Here is a 22,953-nt window from a genome sequence, read left to right as displayed (position 1 = left end):
ACGTTATGCTGAGTTTGCAAGTACAGGCCCGTCACGGCGTGCAGCGGATCGTGCAGGTCGAGGATGTCTGCACGATCGGCAAGTCACCGGATTGCGACATCGTGGTCAAGGGGATGCTGATCGGCCGAATCCAGGCCCGCATCGCGCTACACGGCAACGCGTGGTATCTCGAGGATCAGGGCGGGATCGTCACCACGCTCGTCAACGGCTCACCAGTCGAGAATTTCGGTCCACTGACGGATTCCGACGAAATCGAGGTAGGAACGACGAGGATTCGCGTGGTGACGGAGACGCAGCACCGTGCGGCTGGCGGTGCGCCGGACGCTGCGGCGCGGCCCACGGCGGCGGCGAGCGAGGAAGCCGCGCCACCGGCCACGCCATCCGCGCAAGCGAAACCGGCGGCCCATGCCGCCCCCGTGTTCGACGCTGAGTCGCCGTCGTCCACACGTGCCGAGCGGCGGGACCGGCGCCCGGCGCGTCGCGCGTCAGTCGCGCCGGATCAACGGACGTCGTCGATCAACAGTCGTGCCGGCATCGAACTGCGAAAGCAGGTGCATATGCGCCTGATCGCCGAGTTCGATTTGCGCCGTCTCAACGTCGCGAGAATGGACGAGGATGAATTGCGGCGCACGGTGGGCAGCGCGCTCGACGAGATCCTGAACGGAGATCCGAGCTTCCGGTCGCCCGACGTGTCGCTCGATGCGTTGCGAAAGAGCGTATTCGACGAAGTGATCGGGCTGGGGCCGCTCGAGGAGTTGATCGCCGATCCGGACGTTAGTGAAATCATGGTGAATTGCCACGACGAGATCTTCATTGAGCGGCGTGGCAAGTTGACGCGGTCGCCAGTGATCTTCACCGACGATCGTGCGGTGCTCGGTGCGATCGAACGCATCGTCGCGCCGATCGGACGCCGCATCGACGAAAGCTCGCCGATGGTCGACGCGCGTCTGTCGGACGGATCCCGTGTCAACGCCGTGATTCCGCCGCTCGCGCTGAAAGGGCCGAGCATGACGATCCGAAAATTCTCGCAGCGCAAGTTGACGGGCGAGGACCTGATCGATTTCGGCTCCATGTCGGCGGATATGCTCGAGTTCCTGCAAACGGCCGTCGAGCAGCGTGCGAACATCATCATCTCGGGCGGGACAGGGTCGGGCAAGACCACGCTGCTCAACGTGCTGTCGAGTTACATTCCGGATGATGAGCGGATCGTGACGGTCGAAGACGCAGCAGAGCTTCAGTTGTCCCAACCGAACCTCGTGTCGCTGGAGGCGCGTCCGCCGAACATGGAAGGCAAGGGCGCGGTCCATATCAGGGATCTCGTGAAAAACTGCCTGCGGATGCGTCCGGACCGGATCGTGGTGGGCGAATGCCGTGGCGGCGAAGCGCTCGACATGCTGCAAGCGATGAATACCGGCCACGACGGTTCGCTCACGACCGCGCACGCGAACTCACCGCGCGACTGCATCGCGCGACTTGAAGTGATGACGCTGATGGCCGGTCTGGACTTGCCGGTACAGGCTATTCGCGAGCAGATTTGCTCGGCCGTCGACATCATCGTCCAGCAGACGCGCTTCTCGTGCGGCTCGCGGCGCGTCACGTACGTAACGGAGGTGAGCGGAATGGAGTCAGGCGTGATCCAGCTGCAGGACGTGTTCGTATTCAAGCAGGACGGGTTCGGCGAGGACGGCAAGGTGCAGGGCACGTTCCGCCCGACGGCTTACGTCCCCGACTTCTACCAGGAGCTGATCCGCCGGCGCATTCCGGTCGATACGACGATATTCACCGGCGGCGCGGAGCTCACGCACCCATGAACATCGTCGTGCTGCTCGCGGCCCTGTTCGCCGGGCTTGCGATTTTCCTGGTCGTGGCGATCAAGCTCGGACGCCGTGCCGTCACCACGCGCTCGAAGCGTGTGGTCAACGAGCTCGAGGCATCGCTTGCGGAAGCATTCGTGTTCGCGAACCGCCAGCGCGTCGCCTTTCTGTCGCTGCTGGCCATCGTCCTGCTGCCGTTACTTGCCTATCAGCTGTTCGACAGCGTGTTCTTCGCGGGCCTCGGGCTCGTCGTGGCGCTGATGGCGCCGGGCCGCGTGTTCGCGGTCATGCGCAAGCGGCGCACCGCACAACTCGAACGCCAACTGCCGGACGTATTGCTGATGATGGCCGGCGCATTGCGCGCGGGAGCAAGCTTCGCGGTCGCGCTCGAAAGTGTCGTGTCCGAATCGCCGGCGCCGATTTCCCAGGAGCTTGAACTGCTCGTACGAGAGCTGCGTCTCGGCATCGATCTCGACATCGCCATGCAAAACATCGAGAAACGCATTCCGGTGCCCGATTTCCTGATGGTCACGGCGGCCGTCACCATTTCGCGTGAAGTGGGAGGGAACCTCGCGGAGGCCCTCGAATCGGTCGCACGGACGCTGGGTGCGAAGTTGCAGATGGAAGGCAAGATCCGTGCGCTGACGTCGCAGGGCCGGATGCAGGGCGTGGTGATGACGTTGCTGCCGGTCGGGCTTATGTTCGTGCTCGACTTCATGGAGCCGGAGGCGATGGCTCCTCTGTTCCACGAACGGATCGGTTGGATGACGCTCGGCGTGATCGGGGTGATGGAGTTCCTCGGTTACAAGGCGATTGCCAAGATTACCAATATCGACGTATGAGCCGGGCGTGCCGCGTCGTCATCCGGGAGTGAAGTGATGATTCTGTTCATGTCGGCGCTTGTCGGCTTCGGTGCGATGTTCGTGCTGTTCCTGCTGACGCGATTTGCCTTGCAAGTGCAACAGGCAGTGCCGAAAGAGGACCGTGCGTATCTCGACCCGTTGCCCAAGGGGCTGAGGGTCATCTGGCCGCTCGTCAATGTTGTCGAGCACTGGATGGGTGACCGTCTCGGTACCGCCTATGTCGAGCGGGTCGATCTGCAATTGCGGCTCACGCACCTGATTTTTCTGATGTCGGCGCGCCAGTTCGTGGCGCTGAGCGTCGTGTCGGCCACCGTGGCGACGTCGTTCGCGCTGTCTGCGATGGCGGTGCTCGGGGTGTTCTCCTTCCTTGCGCCGCCCATTGTCGCGCTCCTGGGTTACTACTATCCGCGCATCTGGATGCGCGACGTCCGACGCGCACGGATCGCCGCGATCCAGAAGCAGCTGCCGGTTTACCTGGACTTCCTGACGCTCGCGGTCGAAGCGGGCCTCAACATCAACGGCGCGATTCAGAAGGCGGTGGAAAAGGGGCCGGACGGACCGCTGCGGCGCGAGTTCGAACATGTGCTGCGCGACCTCAAGTCGGGTTTGAATCGCGCCGATGCGCTGCGGCGCTTTGACGAACGGCAGGGGATCAAGGAGATCACCAATCTGGTCGGTGCCGTGATTCAGGCCGAGCGGATGGGCGCGGGTCTCGCGAGCACGCTGCGTTTCCAGTCGGAGCAACGGCGCGCGGAGCGCTTCCAGCGTGCCGAGAAGCAGGCGATGGAAGCGCCTGTCAAGCTCGTGTTTCCGTTGATGGTGTTCATTTTTCCCGTGACGTTCGTCGTGCTCGGGTTCCCGATCGCGATGAAGTTCATGCAAGGAGGATTTCTGTGAGGCAACGCGTACTAGTCGTGGGGGGGCGCGTAACCGGCGTGCGCGTGGCCGTTACGGAATCGGCGCGCGAGCGTATGAAGGGCCTGCTGGGGCGCGATGCGCTCGGCCCCGACGAAGCATTGCTGCTTGCGCGATGCGGGGCCGTGCACACCTTCGGGATGCGCTTTGCGATCGACGTGCTGTTCGTGAGCCGGACGAACCGGGTCGTCGCCGTCCATCGCGGGGTGCGCGCGGGCCGCATCCTGATGCACTGGCGCGGTGCGAAGACGCTCGAGATGGCGTCCGGTGCCGCCGCGCGTCATGGGATCGGCGTCGGCATGGACCTTGCGTGGGATGCGTGACGCGATGGCGATTCGTCTCAAACGTGCGCGTCAGCGCGGTCAGTCGCTCGTCGAGTTCGTGATCGTTGCACCCGTATTGTTGTTCTTCTGCTTCGGCCTGCTGCAATACGCATTGATGTATCAAGCCAAGGCGACGCTCGATTCGGCGGCGTTGGAAGCAGCGCGCGACGGCGCGGTCAATCATGCCGAACTCGCGCCGATGCAGCGCGCGCTCGCGCGCGGCCTTGCGCCCCTTTACGCACACGAAGCGAGCGCTAAAGGTGCTGAAAATGCGCTCGCGCGCGCCAGGCAGGATGTGCTGGCGCATGCGCGGATCGCGATCGTCAATCCGACGCGTGCGCAACTAGACGATTTCGGACAGGCCCGCTACGACCCGCAGACGCGCACGACGGTCGTTGAAATTCCGAACGATCTGCTGCGCTATCGCCGGACGCAAATCGGCCGCGCGTCGGGCACGGACATCCAGGACGCCAACCTGTTGAAGATTCGCGTGCACTACTGCTATGACATGGTCGTGCCGTTTGTGAATCGCGCCGTGTATTACGCGGTCAACGCAATCGGAGCGGTGTCGCGCGATGGCCTGTCACCGACCGAGCCCGTCGATTCGAACCAGGATCCGTACGGTGCGCCCGCCACGCCGGACTTCATGTGCAGGCGCAAGCTGGAGGACGGGCGCACGACGGGGCGCTGGCCGATCGCGTTGGAGTCGGAAGTCGTCGTGCGGATGCAGTCGGCCTATCGCGGTGCGGTCGGACAGGTCATGGACCGATGAGCGCGCCACATGCATGGCGGCTGCGCCCGCATAGGCAGGGTGCGCGGCCGGTCGGTGCGCTGCGTCGGGGCTGCGTGGCGGTTGCGATGATCGCCGTGGCTCCGCCAGCGGCTGCCGCCGGTGACGTGATGGCGCACGGCGTAGCGATGATCGTCGGCGGTGCGCAAACGGCGGCGGCGCCTGATACCGCCGCGCGACGCGGCGTGGTGCTCACGTTCGCGGTCGCCGGCGCGCAGCCGCGGACGATGGTGACTGCTTACGCACACCGGCGCATGCAGGCGCTGGCGCCGCTCGTGGCGGAGATCGCGCACGCGTTTCGGCTGGACGCGGCATTGTTGATGGCGGTCATCCATGCCGAATCGGCGGGCGATCGCCGCGCGATTTCACCCAAAGGCGCGACCGGCCTGATGCAGTTGATGCCGGCCACGGGCGCAGAATACGGCGCGACCGATCTGTTCGATGCACGACAGAACATTGTGGCCGGCGCCCGCTTTCTGGGCGAACTGCTGCAACGTTACGGCTCGCGCGATCTCGCGCTGGCCGCCTTCAATGCGGGCGCGGGGGCGGTCGATCGCTACGGCGGCCGCATCCCGCCCTACGACGAAACGAGACGCTACGTCGTCAGGGTCAATGGCCTGTATGCACGCTATGCGCACGCAGACGAGGCATTGACGCAGGCGATGCAGTGAAAATCTGACTAATCAAATTGGTTCGTGCGTTGTGAACGGAGATACTGCCGCAAGCAGGCATTTCCAGCCGCGTATGCGTCGTAACGGAAACCATGACCAGTCATTCGATTCGTGCAATGAGCAGAAGACCCCCTATTACTTATGGACGCGGCCCGCGTGCTGCAAACGTCCCCGGCGCGGCCGAAAAGCGCATGCATGCGCTGGCCAACGAATTTCGTGTGGCGATGGCCGCATGCCATTACGGCGCGGCGCGCCGTCTCGCCGAGCGCGCGCTCGCGATTGCGCCGGGCAACCCGACCGTGCTGGGCGATTACGCACTTTGCCTGATGCGCGAAGGGCGCCATGATGCGGCCTACCGTGTCTATCGAGGCATCGACGCGCTGCCGCCGGCGCGACAGAACCTCGTCTCTCCGACCTGGATAGACGGATTGGCCGAGGTATGCGGCTGGCTGCACAAGCCCGATGAGCTGCGTCATTACGGATATCGGTCGCTCGCGGCCGCGGATGCCCGTTTTTCTGGCAATCGTCGCTGGACGGTGCCCGTTGCGCCGCCGCCGTCCTTCGATGCGAGCGAACCTGCTCGCAACGTGATTGCCTACAGTTTGTACGGGGCCGATCCGCGCTACGGCGAGACGGCCGTGATGAACGTACGAACGGCGGCCGAGTTGTTCCCGGGCTGGATCTGTCGCGTGTACCTCGATGACACGGTGCCTGATCACGTACGAACGCGTCTACGCGATGGAGGGGCGCAGGTGGTGACCGTCGACGCCGTGACCCGCCGTGCAATACCGGGCACGATGTGGCGCTTTCTCGTGCTCGACGATCCGTCCGTGACTCGCTTCATGGTGCGCGATGCCGACGCGCTGCTGTCCGAGCGTGAGACATCGGCGATTGCCGCATGGATCGGCAGCGACCGCTGGTTTCATCACATGCGCGACTACTTCACACACACGGAGCTGTTGCTCGCCGGCATGTGGGCAGGCTGCGGTGGCGTGTTCCCGCCCGTGGCGCAGCTGATGGCCGATTATGTACGGCAACATCCGGATGAGCGCCGCTTTACCGACCAGCACTTTCTGCGTGAAGTCCTTTGGCCGACGATTCGCGACAGCGTGCTGAACCACGACGAACTGTTTGGTTTTCACGACGCCCGGCCGTTTCCTCCGCATCCTCCCGTGCGTTGGCGCACGGCCGAATTTCATGTGGGCAGCAATGCAAGCTACCGGCGAATCGGTGGCCCGAGCGCGCGTGGCGACGGTGAAACGCAGCCCGTCATCATGACCTGCGGGGCAGACGGGCCGCTTTGCTACGACGCGATCGTACGCGACGGGCATTGGTCGCTCGATTTGCCGTTCTTCCTGATCGATGCATTCGAGAAGGGCGAGTTGCGCATCGACGTGATGCACGCGGGCGCGTCCGAACCCGTGTAGGAAACTCAGGTCAGGCCGTTGGGACGGCCGTGATTCGACAGCCGGCCGTCATTGCATGACGAGTCGGTTTTTTCATGCCCTTATTTCGAGATATTCGCGGGAGGATCGGAATTGGGGAGGCGCTTTCCGGACGGTAACAGGGAGATTTAATTTGCCGTGCTTCGTCTTTGTTGAGTTGAATAATTAAGAGTTTTCTTAGGATTTTGCGGAATAAATTGTGAATAACATTTAAATTGATTGAGATTCAAAGCGACCTATAAAAAATATGTGATTTTCTGACGAGTCAACTTGATGGTAGTCGGGTTCATGGCAAGAATTGGCTGTTGTTTTAGACGTGGATGGTTGTGTCTTTGCTGGGGAAGCGGAGCGAATGCCGTGTGCGTCTTTTTTTCAAGTCATTGGCAAACAATAAACCAAGGAAGCGCTTGTGAGTACTCGTGTCATCAAACTCGCTGTCGTCAGCGGCAAGGCGATCAATAAAACCGTCGAACTGAATCCTGGTGTGGCGGGGGCGCCAAAGGTCCTCGAGGCGGTTCCCAACGGAAAATACGTACTGATCGACGAATCGACCGGGCTGGCACCCCGGCATGTCACGGTCAAACGCGTCGGTAAGGATCTGCATATTGGCCTGGATGGTGCGAGTGCGGACGAGCCGCAGGTCATCATCGAGGATTACTATGGATCGAGCAGCCAACTGGTCGGCGAAGCAGAGGGCGGCCAGTACTACGACTACGTCGTTTCCTCGAGCGCGGACGGGGAAGCGGAACTGGGCGCGCTCGCCGCGAACGTGGATGCGCCGGTCGGACTGAGCCAGTCCGGTCTGGTGCCGGGTTTCGCCGAAACGATGGCGGCTACGCAGGGGGCGGGATCGCTTGGTCTCGGCACGCTGGGCGCGTTGGGCACCGCGTTTGCCGTCCCCGTGGCGGCCCTTGCGGGCGGAATCGCGGCCAGCGCGGGCGGGCGCTCGAGCGGAGATCAGCCTGAATTGAAGCAGGAGGAACAGCCTGCTCCGCCTGCTGCACCGTCGCTTACCGGCGTCTACGACGACAATGGCGCCGCGTTGAAGTCGATTCCGGACGGGGGTTACACGGATGACGAGACCCCGGTATTCAAAGGCACTGGGCAGACGGCCGGCGATACGATCGAAATCCGGCTCGGTAACGAAATCGTTGGCCGGACCACCGTCGGTGCGGACGGCACATGGTCGCTTTCGCTCAGCGAACCGCTCTCCAACGGAAACTATACGTTCTCGATCGTCGAGATCGATGCATCCGGTCGTGCCAGCGATTCGACCGATTATTCGCTGACGGTCGACACGTCGCCGCCAAGCCGTCCGCTGATCGACCGCGTGATCGACGACGCCGATCCGCACGTCGGCATCGTCAATCGCCAGGACGTGACGAACGACGATCGACCGACGATCGAAGGGCGCGGCAAGATCGGATCGATTATCTATATTTACGACAACGGCGGGGCGACGCCGATCGGCAGCGTTGCAATCGGTGACAGCGGGACCTGGTCGTTCCAGGTGCCCGAATCGCTCGCGGACGGCAATCACAGTCTCACTGCGAAGGCGGTGGACCGCTTGGGCCGCGAGAGTGCGCCTTCGCGTGCATACCAGATTGTCGTCGATACGACGCCACCCGAGCAGCCGACAATCGGCGAGGTCGTCGATCATGTCGGATCGATTCAGGGGCCGTTGGACAATCACAGCTCGACCGACGATCAGAAGCCCGCGCTGTCGGGCAATGCCGAAGCGGGTTCGATCGTGACGATCTACGACGGCGGCAAGGCGATCGGCTCGACCGTCGCCGATCAGGAGGGGCATTGGTCATTCACGCCGAGCCAGCCGCTCGCGGACGGTGAGCACGTACTGACGGTGCGCGCAGAGGACAAGGCGGGCAACACGAGCCAAGCGAGCGACCCGTTTACGATCGACGTCGACACCACGCCGCCGGCCAAGCCGGCTATCACGGATGTGATCGACAACGCCGGTGACGTGACCGGGCCGTTGAAGCCGCACGATACGACCGACGACGCGCGGCCGGAAATCAAGGGGAGCGCTGAAGCACACAGTGTCGTGCTGATCTACGACACGGTCTTCGGCAAACAGGTGTTGCTCGGTAGTGTGCGCGCAGATGCGGACGGCCATTGGTCGTTCCGGCCGCCGTCGCCGCTGCCGGAGGGCGACCACGAACTGAGCGCGATCGCGCGCGACGCTGCGGGTAATGAGAGCGAGCTCGGCGACGGCTTCGACTTTACGCTGCAGATCGGGGGCGTACCGGTTACGCCGTCGATCACGGGCGTGTTCGACGCGGTCGAACCACACATCGGCAACGTCGAGAAGTACGGCGTGACGAACGACGCGCAACCGACCGTAACGGGTACCGCGCCTGCTGGCAGCATCGTGCGCATCTTCGTCGACGGCAAGATCGTCGCGAGCGTGACAGCTGATGGATTCGGCCGCTGGAACTACCGGCCTGAGACGCCGCTTACGGAGGGCTCGCACAGCTTCTCGGCCTCCGCGCAAACGGCGGATGGCAAGGTGAGCCCGTCGACGGGCGACTATTCGATCGTGGTGGACACGATTGCGCCGGAGGCGTCGAAGGACGAGACGCTGCTGGATGACGTTGGTAACGTGACGGGCCCGATCGCGAACGGGACGACGACGGACGACGCGACGCCGGTATACAGCGGCAAGGCGGAGGCCGGCGCGGTGGTGACGATTTACGATGGCGACAAGGCGATCGGCTCGACGGTGGTGAACATGGACGGCACGTGGTCGTTCCGTCCGACTGGGCCGCTCGCCGACGGCGCGCACAGTCTGTCGACGACGGTAACGGACCGGGCCGGCAACGTGAGCGGCCATAGCAAGCCGCTCGAGTTTACGGTCGATACGAGCCATGTCGTGGTCACGATCGATCAGGTGATCGACCACGTTGGCACGGTGCAAGGTCCGTTGCAGCCTGGACAGACGACGGACGACCGCCAGCCGGAAGTGACGGGCAAGGCGAAGCCTGGCTCGCTGGTGAAGGTATACGTGGACGGAGAGGTGGCCGGCTCGGTGCAGGCGGGCAGTGACGGGCAGTGGTCGCTGAAGCTGCCGGCCCCGTTGTCGGAGGGGGCGCACGAGATCGCGGCGTCGTCGACGACGAACGGGGTGGAGAGCGCGCTGACGGAGCCGTTCGAGCTGACGGTGGACGTGACGGCGCCGGATCGGCCGACGATCGAGTCGGCGTATGACGACGTGGGTGCAGTGCAGGGCACGATCGTGAACCACGGGACGACGGACGATACGACGCCGACGCTGAAGGGCTCGGCGGAGCCGGGCGCGGTGGTGACGATCTACGACGGCGGCAAGGCGATCGGCTCGACCGTTGCGAACGCGGCGGGCGGCTGGTCGTTCACGCCGGGTACTCCGCTCGCGGACGGCGAGCATGATTTCAAGGTGACGGCGCGGGACGCGGCGGGCAATGAAAGCGGCGCAAGCGAGGTCTACGCGATAAAGGTCGATACCTCAGGGCCTGGCACGGTCGTCATTACGGACGCCTTCGACGACCAGTTGCCGCAAACCGGCTCGGTGTCGAACGGTGGGTTCACGAACGACACGCGTCCGACGCTGCATGGCACGGCGAAGCCGGGTTCGATCGTGACGATCCGCGATGGCGACACGACGCTGGGTTCGGCCACGACAGACGCGTCGGGCAAGTGGAGCTTCACGCCGGACTCGGCCCATGCGCTGACGGAGGGCAAGCATGCGCTGATTGCGCAGTCGAAGGACATATCCGGCGCGCAAAGCGCGCCGTCGCAGCCGTACGAGTTGAACATCGACTTGACGCCGCCGGGCAAGCCGTCGCTCGAGGAAGTCATCGACAACGCCGGCAACGAGACCGGGCCGCTGCATCCGCACGATACGACCGACGATGCGCAGCCGACGCTGCGAGGCGCGGCCGAGCAGAACAGCATTGTCATGATCTATGACGTCGCGAACGGCACGAAGGTACTGCTGGGCAGCACGCGGGCGGATGCGGACGGCCACTGGTCGTTCCGGCCCGCTTCGTCGTTGCCGGAAGGGACGCACACGCTGTCGGTGATCGCGAAGGATGCCGCTGGCAATGAAAGCGCGTCGAGCGATGGCTTTGATTTCACGTTGCAGGTGGGCGGGGTGCCGAGCGCACCGTCGATCACGGGCGTGTTCGACGCGGTCGAGCCGCAGGTGGGCAATGTCGCGCCGAACGGCGAGACGAACGACACGCGGCCGACGGTGAGCGGCACGGCGCAGCCGGGCCACACCGTGCACGTGTTCGTGGACGGCAAGGAGGTGGGGATCGTCATCGCTGGGGACAACGGCCGCTGGTCGTATCGCCCGGAGACGCCGCTGGCGGAGGGCGAGCACGCATTCAGTGCGAAGGCCGAGTCGCCGGACGGCAAGATGAGCCCGTCGACGGGCGACTATTCGATCGTGGTGGACACGATTGCGCCGGAGGCGTCGAAGGACGAGACGCTGCTGGATGACGTTGGTAACGTGACGGGCCCGATCGCGAACGGGACGACGACGGACGACGCAACGCCGGTATACAGCGGCAAGGCGGAGGCCGGCGCGGTGGTGACGATTTACGACGGCGACAAGGCGATCGGCTCGACGGTGGCGGGTCAGGACGGACGGTGGACGTTCCGGCCGTCGGAGCCGCTGTCGGACGGTGCGCATCGACTGTCGACGACGGTGACGGACAAGGCGGGGAACACGAGCGAGCGAGGGGATTCGCACGAGTTCACGGTGGACACGAGCAAGATGTCGATCGCGCTGGACCAGGTGATCGACCACGTTGGCACGGTGCAGGGCCCGCTGCAGCCTGGACAGACGACGGACGATCGCCAGCCGGAAGTGACGGGCAAGGCGAAGCCTGGCTCGCTGGTGAAGGTGTACGTGGACGGAGAGGTGGTTGGCTCGGTGCAGGCGGGCGGCGACGGGCAGTGGTCGCTGAAGCTGCCGGCCCCGTTGTCGGAGGGGGCGCACGAGATCGCGGCGTCGTCGACGACGAACGGGGTGGAGAGCGCGCTGACGGAGCCGTTCGAGCTGACGGTGGACGTGACGGCGCCGGATCGGCCGACGATCGAGTCGGCGCATGACGACGTGGGTGCAGTGCAGGGCCCGATTGTGAACCACGGGGTGACGGACGATACGACGCCGACGCTGAAGGGCTCGGCGGAGCCGGGCGCGGTGGTGACGATCTACGACGGCGGCAAGGCGATCGGCTCGACCGTTGCGAACGCGGCGGGCGGCTGGTCGTTCACGCCGGGTGCTCCGCTCGCGGACGGCGAGCATGATTTCAAGGTGACGGCGCGGGACGCGGCGGGCAACGAGAGCGGCGCAAGCGAGTCGTTCAACATCACCGTCGATACGTCGGATCCGGGTACGACCGTCATCACCAACGTCGTCGATGATGTCGAGCCGCAAACCGGCTCGGTGTCGAACGGAGGGTTCACGAACGACACGCGTCCGACGCTGCATGGCACGGCGAAGCCGGGTTCGATCGTGACGATCCGCGATGGCGACACGACGCTGGGTTCGGCCACGACGGACGCGTCGGGCAAGTGGAGCTTCACGCCGGACTCGGCCCATGCGCTGACGGAGGGCAAGCATGCGCTGACTGCGCAGTCGAAGGACGCGGCTGGCGCGCAAAGCGCGCCGTCGCAGCCGTACGAGTTGAACATCGACTTGACGCCGCCGGGCAAGCCGTCGCTCGAGGAAGTCATCGACAACGCCGGCAACGAGACCGGGCCGCTGCATCCGCACGATACGACCGACGATGCGCAGCCGACGCTGCGAGGCACGGCCGAGCCGGGCAGCATCGTACTGATTTACGACACGACGTCCGGCGCACAGGTACTGCTGGGCAGCACGCGGGCGGATGCGGACGGCCACTGGTCGTTCCAGTCCGAACCCCTTGAGAATGGCCATCACTCGCTGTCGGTGGTCGCACGTGACGCGGCGGGCAACGCAAGCGAGCCCAGCGACGGCTTCGACTTCTCGGTGCTGACGGGCGTGCCGAGCGCGCCATCGATCACGGGCGTGTTCGACGCGGTCGAGCCGCAGGTGGGCAATGTCGCGCCGAACGGCGAGACGAACGACACGCGGCCGACGGTGAGCGGCACGGCGCAGCCGGGCCACACCGTGCACGTGTTCGTGGACGGCAAGGAGGTGGGGATCGTCATCGCTGGGGACAACGGCCGCTGGTCGTATCGCCCGGAGACGCCGCTGGCGGAGGGCGAGCACGCATTCAGTGCGAAGGCCGAGTCGCCGGACGGCAAGATGAGCCCGTCGACGGGCGACTATTCGATCGTGGTGGACACGATTGCGCCGGAGGCGTCGAAGGACGAGACGCTGCTGGATGACGTTGGTAACGTGACGGGCCCGATCGCGAACGGGACGACGACGGACGACGCGACGCCGGTATACAGCGGCAAGGCTGAGGCCGGCGCGGTGGTGACGATTTACGACGGCGACAAGGCGATCGGCTCGACGGTGGCGGGACAGGACGGACGATGGACGTTCCGGCCGTCGGAGCCGCTGTCGGACGGTGCGCATCGACTGTCGACGACGGTGACGGACAAGGCGGGGAATACGAGCGAGCGAGGGGATGCGCACGAGTTCACGGTGGACACGAGCAAGATGTCGATCGCGCTGGACCAGGTGATCGACCACGTTGGCACGGTGCAGGGCCCGTTGCAGCCTGGACAGACGACGGACGATCGCCAGCCGGAAGTGACGGGCAAGGCGAAGCCTGGCTCGCTGGTGAAGGTGTACGTGGACGGAGAGGTGGCCGGCTCGGTGCAGGCGGGCAGTGACGGGCAGTGGTCGCTGAAGCTGCCGGCCCCGTTGTCGGAGGGGGCGCACGAGATCGCGGCGTCGTCGACGACGAACGGGGTGGAGAGCGCGCTGACGGAGCCGTTCGAGCTGACGGTGGACGTGACGGCGCCGGATCGGCCGACGATCGAGTCGGCGCATGACGACGTGGGTGCAGTGCAGGGCCCGATCGTGAACCACGGGGTGACGGACGATACGACGCCGACGCTGAAGGGCTCGGCGGAGCCGGGCGCGCTGGTGACGATCTACGACGGCGGCAAGGCGATCGGCTCGACCGTCGCGAACGCGGCGGGCGGCTGGTCGTTCACGCCGGGTACTCCGCTCGCGGACGGCGAGCATGATTTCAAGGTGACGGCGCGGGACGCGGCGGGCAACGAGAGCGGCGCAAGCGAGTCGTTCAACGTCACCGTCGATACGTCGGCGCCGGCTAGACCGTCGATTGCGGAAGTGATTGATAACGTCGGTAACGTGACCGGGCCGCTGAAGCCGCACGATACGACCGACGATACGCAACCGATGCTCAAGGGCACGGCCGAAAAGAACAGCGTAGTGCTGATCTACGACACGGCGTTTGGCGCGAAGGTGCTGCTGGGCAGCACGCAGGCGGATGCGGACGGCCACTGGTCGTTCCGGCCCGGTTCGCCGCTGACCGAAGGGCAGCACGAACTGACGGCTGTTGCACGCGATATTTCGGGTAACGAAAGTGAGCCGAGCGACGGCTTTGATTTCACGCTGCAGGTGGGCGGGGTGCCGAGCGCACCGTCGATCACGGGCGTGTTCGACGCGATCGAGCCGCAGGTGGGCAATGTCGCGCCGAACGGCGAGACGAACGACACGCGGCCGACGGTGAGCGGCACGGCGCAGCCGGGCCACACCGTGCACGTGTTCGTGGACGGCAAGGAGGTGGGGATCGTCATCGCTGGGGACAACGGCCGCTGGTCGTATCGCCCGGAGACGCCGCTGGCGGAGGGCGAGCACGCATTCAGTGCGAAGGCCGAGTCGCCGGACGGCAAGATGAGCCCGTCGACGGGCGACTATTCGATCGTGGTGGACACGATTGCGCCGGAGGCGTCGAAGGACGAGACGCTGCTGGATGACGTTGGTAACGTGACGGGCCCGATCGCGAACGGGACGACGACGGACGACGCAACGCCGGTATACAGCGGCAAGGCGGAGGCCGGCGCGGTGGTGACGATTTACGACGGCGACAAGGCGATCGGCTCGACGGTGGCGGGTCAGGACGGACGGTGGACGTTCCGGCCGTCGGAGCCGCTGTCGGACGGTGCGCATCGACTGTCGACGACGGTGACGGACAAGGCGGGGAACACGAGCGAGCGAGGGGATTCGCACGAGTTCACGGTGGACACGAGCAAGATGTCGATCGCGCTGGACCAGGTGATTGACCACGTTGGCACGGTGCAGGGCCCGCTGCAGCCTGGACAGACGACGGACGATCGCCAGCCGGAAGTGACGGGCAAGGCGAAGCCTGGCTCGCTGGTGAAGGTGTACGTGGACGGAGAGGTGGCCGGCTCGGTGCAGGCGGGCGGCGACGGGCAGTGGTCGCTGAAGCTGCCGGCCCCGTTGTCGGAGGGGGCGCACGAGATCGCGGCGTCGTCGACGACGAACGGGGTGGAGAGCGCGCTGACGGAGCCGTTCGAGCTGACGGTGGACGTGACGGCGCCGGATCGGCCGACGATCGAGTCGGCGTATGACGACGTGGGTGCAGTGCAGGGCCCGATCGTGAACCACGGGGTGACGGACGATACGACGCCGACGCTGAAGGGCTCGGCGGAGCCGGGCGCGCTGGTGACGATCTACGACGGCGGCAAGGCGATCGGCTCGACCGTCGCGAACGCGGCGGGCGGCTGGTCGTTCACGCCGGGTACTCCGCTCGCGGACGGCGAGCATGATTTCACGGTGACGGCGCGGGACGCGGCGGGCAATGAAAGCGGCGCAAGCGAGCCGTTCAACGTCGCCGTCGATACGTCGGGACCGGGTGCGACCGTCATCACCAATGTCGTCGATGATGTCGAGCCGCAAACCGGCTCGGTGTCGAACGGTGGGTTCACGAACGACACGCGTCCGACGCTGCATGGCACGGCGAAGCCGGGTTCGATCGTGACGATCCGCGATGGCGACACGACGCTGGGTTCGGCCACGACGGACGCGTCGGGCAAGTGGAGCTTCACGCCGGACTCGGCCCATGCGCTGACGGAAGGCAAGCATGCGCTGACCGCGCAGTCGAAGGATTTGACGGGAACGATGAGCGACGTGTCGCCATCGTTCGTCGTCAACGTCGACACGACGCCGCCGGATGCGCCGGTGATTGTCGACGTGATCGACGATTTCGGCGACGTGACCGGTTCGGTGCATCCGGGCGAAACCACCGACGACCGGCGTCCGACGCTGCACGGTACTGCCGAGCCCGGCAGCGAAGTGCTGATCCTCGACCGGGTCAACGGTAGGGACGTCTACATCGGACTCGTGCAAGTCGGCCTGGACGGCCACTGGTCGATCCGTGTCGGCATGCCGCTCGAGAACGGCCCGCACTCATTCCATGCGGTGGTGACCGACGCGGCCGGCAACAGGAGCGCGTTCAGCGACACCTATGACATCACGGTCTTGCAGGGCGTGCCGAGCGCGCCGTCGATCACGGGCGTCACCGACGCGGTCGAACCGCAAGTGGGCAACATCGAGCCGAACGGTGCGACGAACGACGCGCAACCGACGGTGAAAGGCACCGCGCTTCCCGGACAGATCGTGCACGTGTTCATCGATGGCAAGGAAGTCGGCACGACGATCACGACGGCCACCGGCCAGTGGTCCTACCGTCCGACGACGCCCTTGCGTGATGGCGAGCATACCTTCAGCGCGACGGCGGAAGGCACCGATGGTCAGTTGAGCAAACCGACGGGCGACTATCCGATCGTGGTGGATACGATTGCACCGTCCGCGTCGACCGGCGAGATGTTGATCGACGATGTTGGCCCCACGACGGGTCCGATCGCGAATGGCGCGACGACGGACGATGCAACGCCGACGTACCGCGGCAAGGCGGAGGCCGGCGCGGTGGTGACGATTTACGACGGCGAGAAGGCGATCGGCTCGACCGTGGTGAACTTGGACGGCACGTGGTCGTTCCGTCCGACTGGGCCGCTCGCCGACGGCGCGCACAGTCTGTCGACGACGGTAACGGACCGGGCCGGCAACGTGAGCGGCCATAGCAAGCCGCTCGAGTTTACGGTCGATACGAGCCATGTCGTGGTCACGATCGATCAGGTGATCGACCACGTTGGCACGGTGCAAGGTCCGTTGCAGCCTGGACAGACGACGGACGACCGCCAGCCGGAAGTGACGGGCAAGGCGAAGCCTGGCTCGCTGGTGAAGGTGTACGTGGACGGAGAGGTGGCCGGCTCGGTGCAGGCGGGCAGTGACGGGCAGTGGTCGCTGAAGTTGCCGGCCCCGTTGTCGGAGGGGGCGCACGAGATCGCGGCGTCGTCGACGACGAACGGGGTGGAGAGCGCGCTGACGGAGCCGTTCGAGCTGACGGTGGACGTGACGGCGCCGGATCGGCCGACGATCGAGTCGGCGTATGACGACGTGGGTGCAGTGCAGGGCACGATCGTGAACCACGGGACGACGGACGATACGACGCCGACGCTGAGGGGCTCGGCGGAGCCGGGCGCGGTGGTGACGATCTACGACGGCGGCAAGGCGATCGGCTCGACCGTTGCGAACGCGGCGGGCGGCTGGACGTTCACGCCGAGTTCCCCCCTGTCGGACGGTACGCACGTGTTCACGGTGACCGCGCGCGATGCGGCAGGCAATACGAGTCAGACGAGCGACGGCTTCACGCTTCATCTCGATACGTCCGCACCGAACCCGCCGGTGATCATGGAAGTGATCGACGCCGTGGGTGACGTGACTGGACCGCTGAGCCAGCACGATACGACCGACGACGCGCAACCGCTGGTGAACGGCACGGCCGAGAAGAACAGCCTGGTGCTGATCTACGACACAGTATTTGGCAAGCAGGTGCTGATCGGCAGCGCGCGGGCCGACGCCAGCGGCAACTGGTCGTTCCGTCCGGTTGCGCCGGTTGCGCCGCTGACCGACGGTGATCATCACCTGACGGCGGTGGCGACCGACGCAGCGGGTAACGAAAGCGCGCAGAGCGCGGGGTTCGACTTCACGGTCCTGGTGGGCGGTGTGCCGACCGCGCCGTCGATCTCGGGCGTGTTCGATGCGATCGAGCCGCACGTCGGTAACATCGGCCAGTCGGGCGTGACGAACGACCCGAAGGCGACGGTGACGGGCACGGCGCAGGCCGGGCAGATCGTGCACGTGTTCATCGACGGCAACGAGGTGGGGTCCGTCAAGGCGGACGCGACCGGTCGCTGGTGGTTCCGCCCCGATGCGCCGCTGGCTGATGGCGAACACAAGTTCACGGCCAGCGCCGAAACCGAGGGCGGCGAGAAGAGCGCCGAGACGGGGGCATACACGATCGTCGTGGACACGACGGCGCCTGCCGCCTCGACGGATCAATCGCTGATCGACGACGTGGGCGCGCTGACGGGAGCGATCACGAACGGCACGGTGACCGACGATGCAACGCCGACCTACGGCGGCAAGGCGGAGCCGGGCGCTATCGTGACGATCTACGATGGCGACAAGGCGATCGGCTCGACGGTGGTGGATGCCGACGGCACGTGGCGCTATCGCCCGACGGAAGCGCTGGCGGACGGCAAGCACAGCCTGTCGACGACGGTGACCGATGCGGCCGGCAATACGAGCGCGCACAGCGCGTCGACCGAATTTACGGTCGATACGTCGGGCGCGGGCGTGATCGTGCTCGAGACCGTCACCGATCACGTCGGGACGCTTCAAGGGGTGTTGCAGCCAGGCCAGACGACGGACGATACCCAGCCGGAATTTGCCGGACGGGCGACGGCGAACTCGCTGGTGAAGATTTACGCCAACGGCACGCTGGTCGCGTCGGTGACGGCGGGAACCGACGGCAAGTGGTCGGTCAAGGTCGGCGCGGCGTTGACGGACGGTACCTATGACATCACGGCGACGACGACGACGCCGGCGTCGGGCGAAAGCAAGCCGACCGAGCCGTTCACGCTGACGGTGGATACGACCGCGCCGGATGTATCGACGAACGAGACGGTGACCGATCACGTGGGTGCGGTGACGGGTCAGGTCGAAGCGGGCGGCGTGACGGACGATGCGGCGCCGGTGTTCAGCGGCAAGGCGGAGCCGGGCGCTATCGTGACGATCTTCGACGGCGACAAGGCGATCGGCTCGACGGTGGTGGATGCTGACGGCACGTGGCGCTACCGCCCGACGGAGTCGCTGGCGGACGGTAAGCACAGCCTGTCGACGACGGTGACCGATGCGGCCGGCAATACGAGCGCGCACAGCGCGTCGACCGAATTTACGGTCGATACGTCGGGCGCGGGCGTGATCGTGCTCGAGACCGTCACCGATCACGTCGGGACGCTTCAAGGGGTGTTGCAGCCAGGCCAGACGACGGACGATACCCAGCCGGAATTTGCCGGACGGGCGACGGCGAACTCGCTGGTGAAGATTTACGCCAACGGCACGCTGGTCGCGTCGGTGACGGCGGGAACCGACGGCAAGTGGTCGGTCAAGGTCGGCGCGGCGTTGACGGACGGTACCTATGACATCACGGCGACGACGACGACGCCGGCGTCGGGCGAAAGCAAGCCGACCGAGCCGTTCAAGCTGACGGTGGATACGACCGCGCCGGATGTATCGACGAACGAGACGGTGACCGATCACGTGGGTGCGGTGACGGGTCAGGTCGAAGCGGGCGGCGTGACGGACGATGCGGCGCCGGTGTTCAGCGGCAAGGCGGAGCCGGGCGCTATCGTGACGATCTTCGACGGCGACAAGGCGATCGGCTCGACGGTGGTGGATGCCGACGGCACGTGGCGCTACCGCCCGACGGAGTCGCTGGCGGACGGTAAGCACAGCCTGTCGACGACGGTGACCGATGTGGCCGGCAATACGAGCGAACGGAGTCCGTCGATCGGCTTCACCGTGGACACAAGCCACGTCGAGATCGCGATCGACGAGGTGGTCGACCATGTTGGGACGGTCACGGGCGCACTGCAGCCGGGCCAGACGACGGACGACGTGCATCCGGAGGTGACGGGTAAGGCGACGCCGAATTCGCTGGTGAAGGTGTACGTGGACGGCAAGGTCGCGGGATCGGTGATCGCGGGCGCGGATGGTGCGTGGTCGCTCCGCCCGAATGTCGCATTGACAGAGGGCGTACACCGGATCACCGCCACGGTAACGACACCGACGACGGGCGAAAGCGCGCACACCGCGCCGTTCGAGCTCGAAATCGACACGACACCGCCGGGGGTATCGACGAACGAGACGGTGACCGATCACGTGGGTGCGGTGACGGGTCAGGTCGAAGCGGGCGGCGTGACGGACGATGCGGCGCCGGTGTTCAGCGGCAAGGCGGAGCCGGGCGCTATCGTGACGATCTTCGACGGCGACAAGGCGATCGGCTCGACGGTGGTGGATGCCGACGGCACGTGGCGCTACCGCCCGACGGAGTCGCTGGCGGACGGCAAGCACAGCCTGTCGACGACGGTGACCGATGCGGCGGGCAATACGAGCGCGCACAGCGCGTCGACCGAATTCACGGTCGACACCAAGGGTGCGGGCGTATCGATCGCGATCGACGAGGTGGTCGACCATGTTGGGACGGTCACGGGCGCACTGCAGCCGGGCCAGACGACGGACGACGTGCATCCGGAGGTGACGGGTAAGGCGACGCCGGATTCGCTGGTGAAGGTGTACGTGGACGGCAAGGTCGCGGGATCGGTGATCGCGGGCGCGGATGGTGCGTGGTCGCTCCGCCCGAATGTCGCATTGACAGAGGGCGTACACCGGATCACCGCCACGGTAACGACACCGACGACGGGCGAAAGCGCGCACACCGCGCCGTTCGAGCTCGAAATCGACACGACACCGCCGGGGGTATCGACGAACGAGACGGTGACCGATCACGTGGGTGCGGTGACGGGTCAGGTCGAAGCGGGCGGCGTGACGGACGATGCGGCGCCGGTGTTCAGCGGCAAGGCGGAGCCGGGCGCTATCGTGACGATCTTCGACGGCGACAAGGCGATCGGCTCGACGGTGGTGGATGCCGACGGCACGTGGCGCTACCGCCCGACGGAGTCGCTGGCGGACGGCAAGCACAGCCTGTCGACGACGGTGACCGATGCGGCGGGCAATACGAGCGCGCACAGCGCGTCGACCGAATTCACGGTCGACACCAAGGGTGCGGGCGTATCGATCGCGATCGACGAGGTGGTCGACCATGTTGGGACGGTCACGGGCGCACTGCAGCCGGGCCAGACGACGGACGACGTGCATCCGGAGGTGACGGGTAAGGCGACGCCGGATTCGCTGGTGAAGGTGTACGTGGATGGCAAGGTCGCGGGATCGGTGATCGCGGGCGCGGATGGTGCGTGGTCGTTGAAGCTCGAGACGGCGCTCACGGAGGGCGACCATGCGATCACGGCAACTATGACGACGGATGCGTCCGGCGAAAGTGCGCAAACGGCGCCGTTCATATTCACGGTCGATCTCACGCCGCCGGCACAACCGACGATCGATGCGGTGACCGACGACGTAGGTGCGCAGCAAGGCACGATCGCCGACGGCGCCTATACGGATGACAAGACCCCGACGTTGTCCGGCAAGGCGGAGGCGAACTCGATCGTCACCGTCTACGATGGCGAGGCCGTGCTCGGATCGACCATTGTGGCGGCCGACGGTACGTGGACGTATACGCCGATCGAACGTCTGACCGACGGAGAGCACGTGTTTACCGTGGTCGCGCGGGATGCGGCCGGTAACGCGAGCGAAACGAGCGGCACGTACACAGTGCACGTCGATACGGTTGCGCCGGACGGCCCGAAGCTCGAGCATCTGATGGACGACGTGGGCCCGACCACCGGCGACATGTTCAAGGTCGGCCTCACCGATGACTCGATGCCGATGTTCAGCGGCAAGGCCGAGCCGGGCTCGATCGTGCGGCTCTATTCGGATTACGAGGGCGAGAAGCACCTGCTGGGCTCCGCGCGTGTCACGGCAACAGGCGACTGGTCGATCGTGCCTGCAACGGACCTGGACGACGGCGTGCATCGCATCACGATGACGGCGACCGACAAGGCCGGCAACGTTGGCGCACCATCGGATCCGTACCTGCTCGAGGTCGATACGACTGCACCTGTACAACCAACGATCACGGACGTGATCGTGAATGTCGACGGCGTGACCGGGTCGCTCGGCGCAAGCGGCGGGACGACGACGGACCACCGGCCGCAGATCGCCGGCCTTGCCGAGGCGGGGGCGACGATCACGGTGATGACGGAACACGGCGGCGTACTCGGCACCACGCATGCGGATGCGACGGGCCACTGGACGTTCATGCCGGATACCGCGCTGGCCGATGGGTCGTATGTGATTTCCGTCACGGCAACCGATGCGGCGGGCAACCCGAGCGCCCGATCGACGAAGGTAACGATCGAAATCGAGCCGTCGCCGGCCGGGTCGGCGTATTCGAACGACGTGGAGGCGTCGACCGATTCGCTGTTTGGCGGCGAGCACGATGTGGCGTCGCATGCGGGCGGTAGCCCGGCGCTGCATGAAGGGCACGATGCGGCGAATGCCGGCGAGGTGCGCGAAGCCTCGCTCGACGAAACGTCCCAGGCACTGCGGACGGTGTCAGCCGACGGCGTGCCCGCGCACGTCGAGCCGCGCGGCGAGCACAGCGTGCTCGCGGTGGACGGTGGTGGCCAGACGCTTGACCTCTCGACGCTGTTGAGCCCCTCCCTGCCCGGTGCAATCGATGCGATCGACCTGTCAGGTTCGGGTGCGAACACGTTGAGGTTGTCGCTTGGTGACGTGCTTCAGCATGGCGGCAAGGACTTGTTCGTCGACGACGGCCGCACGCAACTGATGGTGAAGGGCGACGCGCACGATGTGGTCGATCTGTCCGGCTCGCTCGACGGTCACGGCAGTGAATGGGTCGCGCACGGCGAGACGATGGTGGATGGTGTCGCGTACGCGGTCTACGAGAACAGCGCGCAGAACGCTGAACTGCTCGTACAGCACGGCGTGACCACGCACCTGATGTAAGCGGAGGAGCAGCGCCCCGGATCCCCTGGCCGGCATACCGGCCCAGGGATCCGGGGCGCTCTTTGCATGATTTTCTTCGGTATTCCG

At 65.7% G+C, this 22,953-nt stretch carries 8 protein-coding genes; all 8 read left to right on the top strand.

The genetic code is table 11. From position 1 onward, the window contains the following. The first annotated feature begins 5 nt into the window (after nucleotides 1-5). The 8 genes from WS87_RS32690 to WS87_RS32655 all read left to right on the top strand — a co-directional run bounded on the left by WS87_RS32690 (nucleotide 6) and on the right by WS87_RS32655 (nucleotide 22,866). Entirely contained in the window at nucleotides 6-1,811 is a 1,806-nt protein-coding gene (locus tag WS87_RS32690) for an ATPase, T2SS/T4P/T4SS family (protein WP_059820786.1), read from the top strand. Further along, on the top strand, nucleotides 1,808-2,656 hold the full coding sequence (locus WS87_RS32685; RefSeq protein WP_059820779.1) for a type II secretion system F family protein: 849 nt from the start codon (nucleotides 1,808-1,810) through the stop codon (nucleotides 2,654-2,656). The genes WS87_RS32690 and WS87_RS32685 overlap by 4 nt, the downstream gene beginning before the upstream one ends. A 36-nt stretch (nucleotides 2,657-2,692) precedes the next feature. Then, on the top strand, nucleotides 2,693-3,574 hold the full coding sequence (locus WS87_RS32680) for a type II secretion system F family protein (RefSeq protein ID WP_059820780.1): 882 nt from the start codon (nucleotides 2,693-2,695) through the stop codon (nucleotides 3,572-3,574). Between the two features lie 74 nt (nucleotides 3,575-3,648). Beyond that, nucleotides 3,649-3,915 carry a DUF192 domain-containing protein gene (locus WS87_RS32675; protein ID WP_335671943.1) on the top strand — a complete coding sequence of 89 codons (267 nt, stop codon included), beginning with the start codon at nucleotides 3,649-3,651 and terminating at the stop codon, nucleotides 3,913-3,915. A gap of 4 nt (nucleotides 3,916-3,919) precedes the next feature. Next, nucleotides 3,920-4,687 (top strand): TadE family protein, encoded by a 768-nt coding sequence (locus tag WS87_RS32670; protein ID WP_059820787.1) that lies wholly within the window; start codon nucleotides 3,920-3,922, stop codon nucleotides 4,685-4,687. Nucleotides 4,688-4,773: 86 nt separating this feature from the next. Further along, nucleotides 4,774-5,376, top strand: a complete 603-nt coding sequence (locus tag WS87_RS32665; RefSeq protein ID WP_082750765.1) for a lytic transglycosylase domain-containing protein — start codon at nucleotides 4,774-4,776, stop codon at nucleotides 5,374-5,376. Between the two features lie 191 nt (nucleotides 5,377-5,567). Beyond that, entirely contained in the window at nucleotides 5,568-6,803 is a 1,236-nt protein-coding gene (locus WS87_RS32660) for a tetratricopeptide repeat protein (RefSeq protein WP_236873288.1), read from the top strand. A gap of 427 nt (nucleotides 6,804-7,230) precedes the next feature. Continuing rightward, complete coding sequence (locus WS87_RS32655; protein WP_159085746.1) at nucleotides 7,231-22,866, top strand: Ig-like domain-containing protein; 15,636 nt, start codon at nucleotides 7,231-7,233, stop codon at nucleotides 22,864-22,866. The last annotated feature ends 87 nt before the right edge of the window (nucleotides 22,867-22,953 follow it).

Source organism: Burkholderia sp. MSMB0856 (genome assembly GCF_001524645.2).
Classification (GTDB): Bacteria; Pseudomonadota; Gammaproteobacteria; order Burkholderiales; family Burkholderiaceae; genus Burkholderia; species Burkholderia diffusa.
This window is presented reverse-complemented; position numbering and strand designations above follow the sequence as displayed.

Excerpts from the sequence above, each read along its gene's own strand:
- WS87_RS32690 (WP_059820786.1), top strand. The coding sequence starts at position 6 with ATGCTGAGTTTGCAAGTACAGGCCCGTCACGGCGTGCAGCGGATCGTG.
- WS87_RS32685 (WP_059820779.1), top strand. The coding sequence starts at position 1,808 with ATGAACATCGTCGTGCTGCTCGCGGCCCTGTTCGCCGGGCTTGCGATT.
- WS87_RS32680 (WP_059820780.1), top strand. The coding sequence starts at position 2,693 with ATGATTCTGTTCATGTCGGCGCTTGTCGGCTTCGGTGCGATGTTCGTG.
- WS87_RS32675 (WP_335671943.1), top strand. The coding sequence starts at position 3,649 with ATGAAGGGCCTGCTGGGGCGCGATGCGCTCGGCCCCGACGAAGCATTG.
- WS87_RS32670 (WP_059820787.1), top strand. The coding sequence starts at position 3,920 with ATGGCGATTCGTCTCAAACGTGCGCGTCAGCGCGGTCAGTCGCTCGTC.
- WS87_RS32665 (WP_082750765.1), top strand. The coding sequence starts at position 4,774 with ATGATCGCCGTGGCTCCGCCAGCGGCTGCCGCCGGTGACGTGATGGCG.
- WS87_RS32660 (WP_236873288.1), top strand. The coding sequence starts at position 5,568 with ATGCATGCGCTGGCCAACGAATTTCGTGTGGCGATGGCCGCATGCCAT.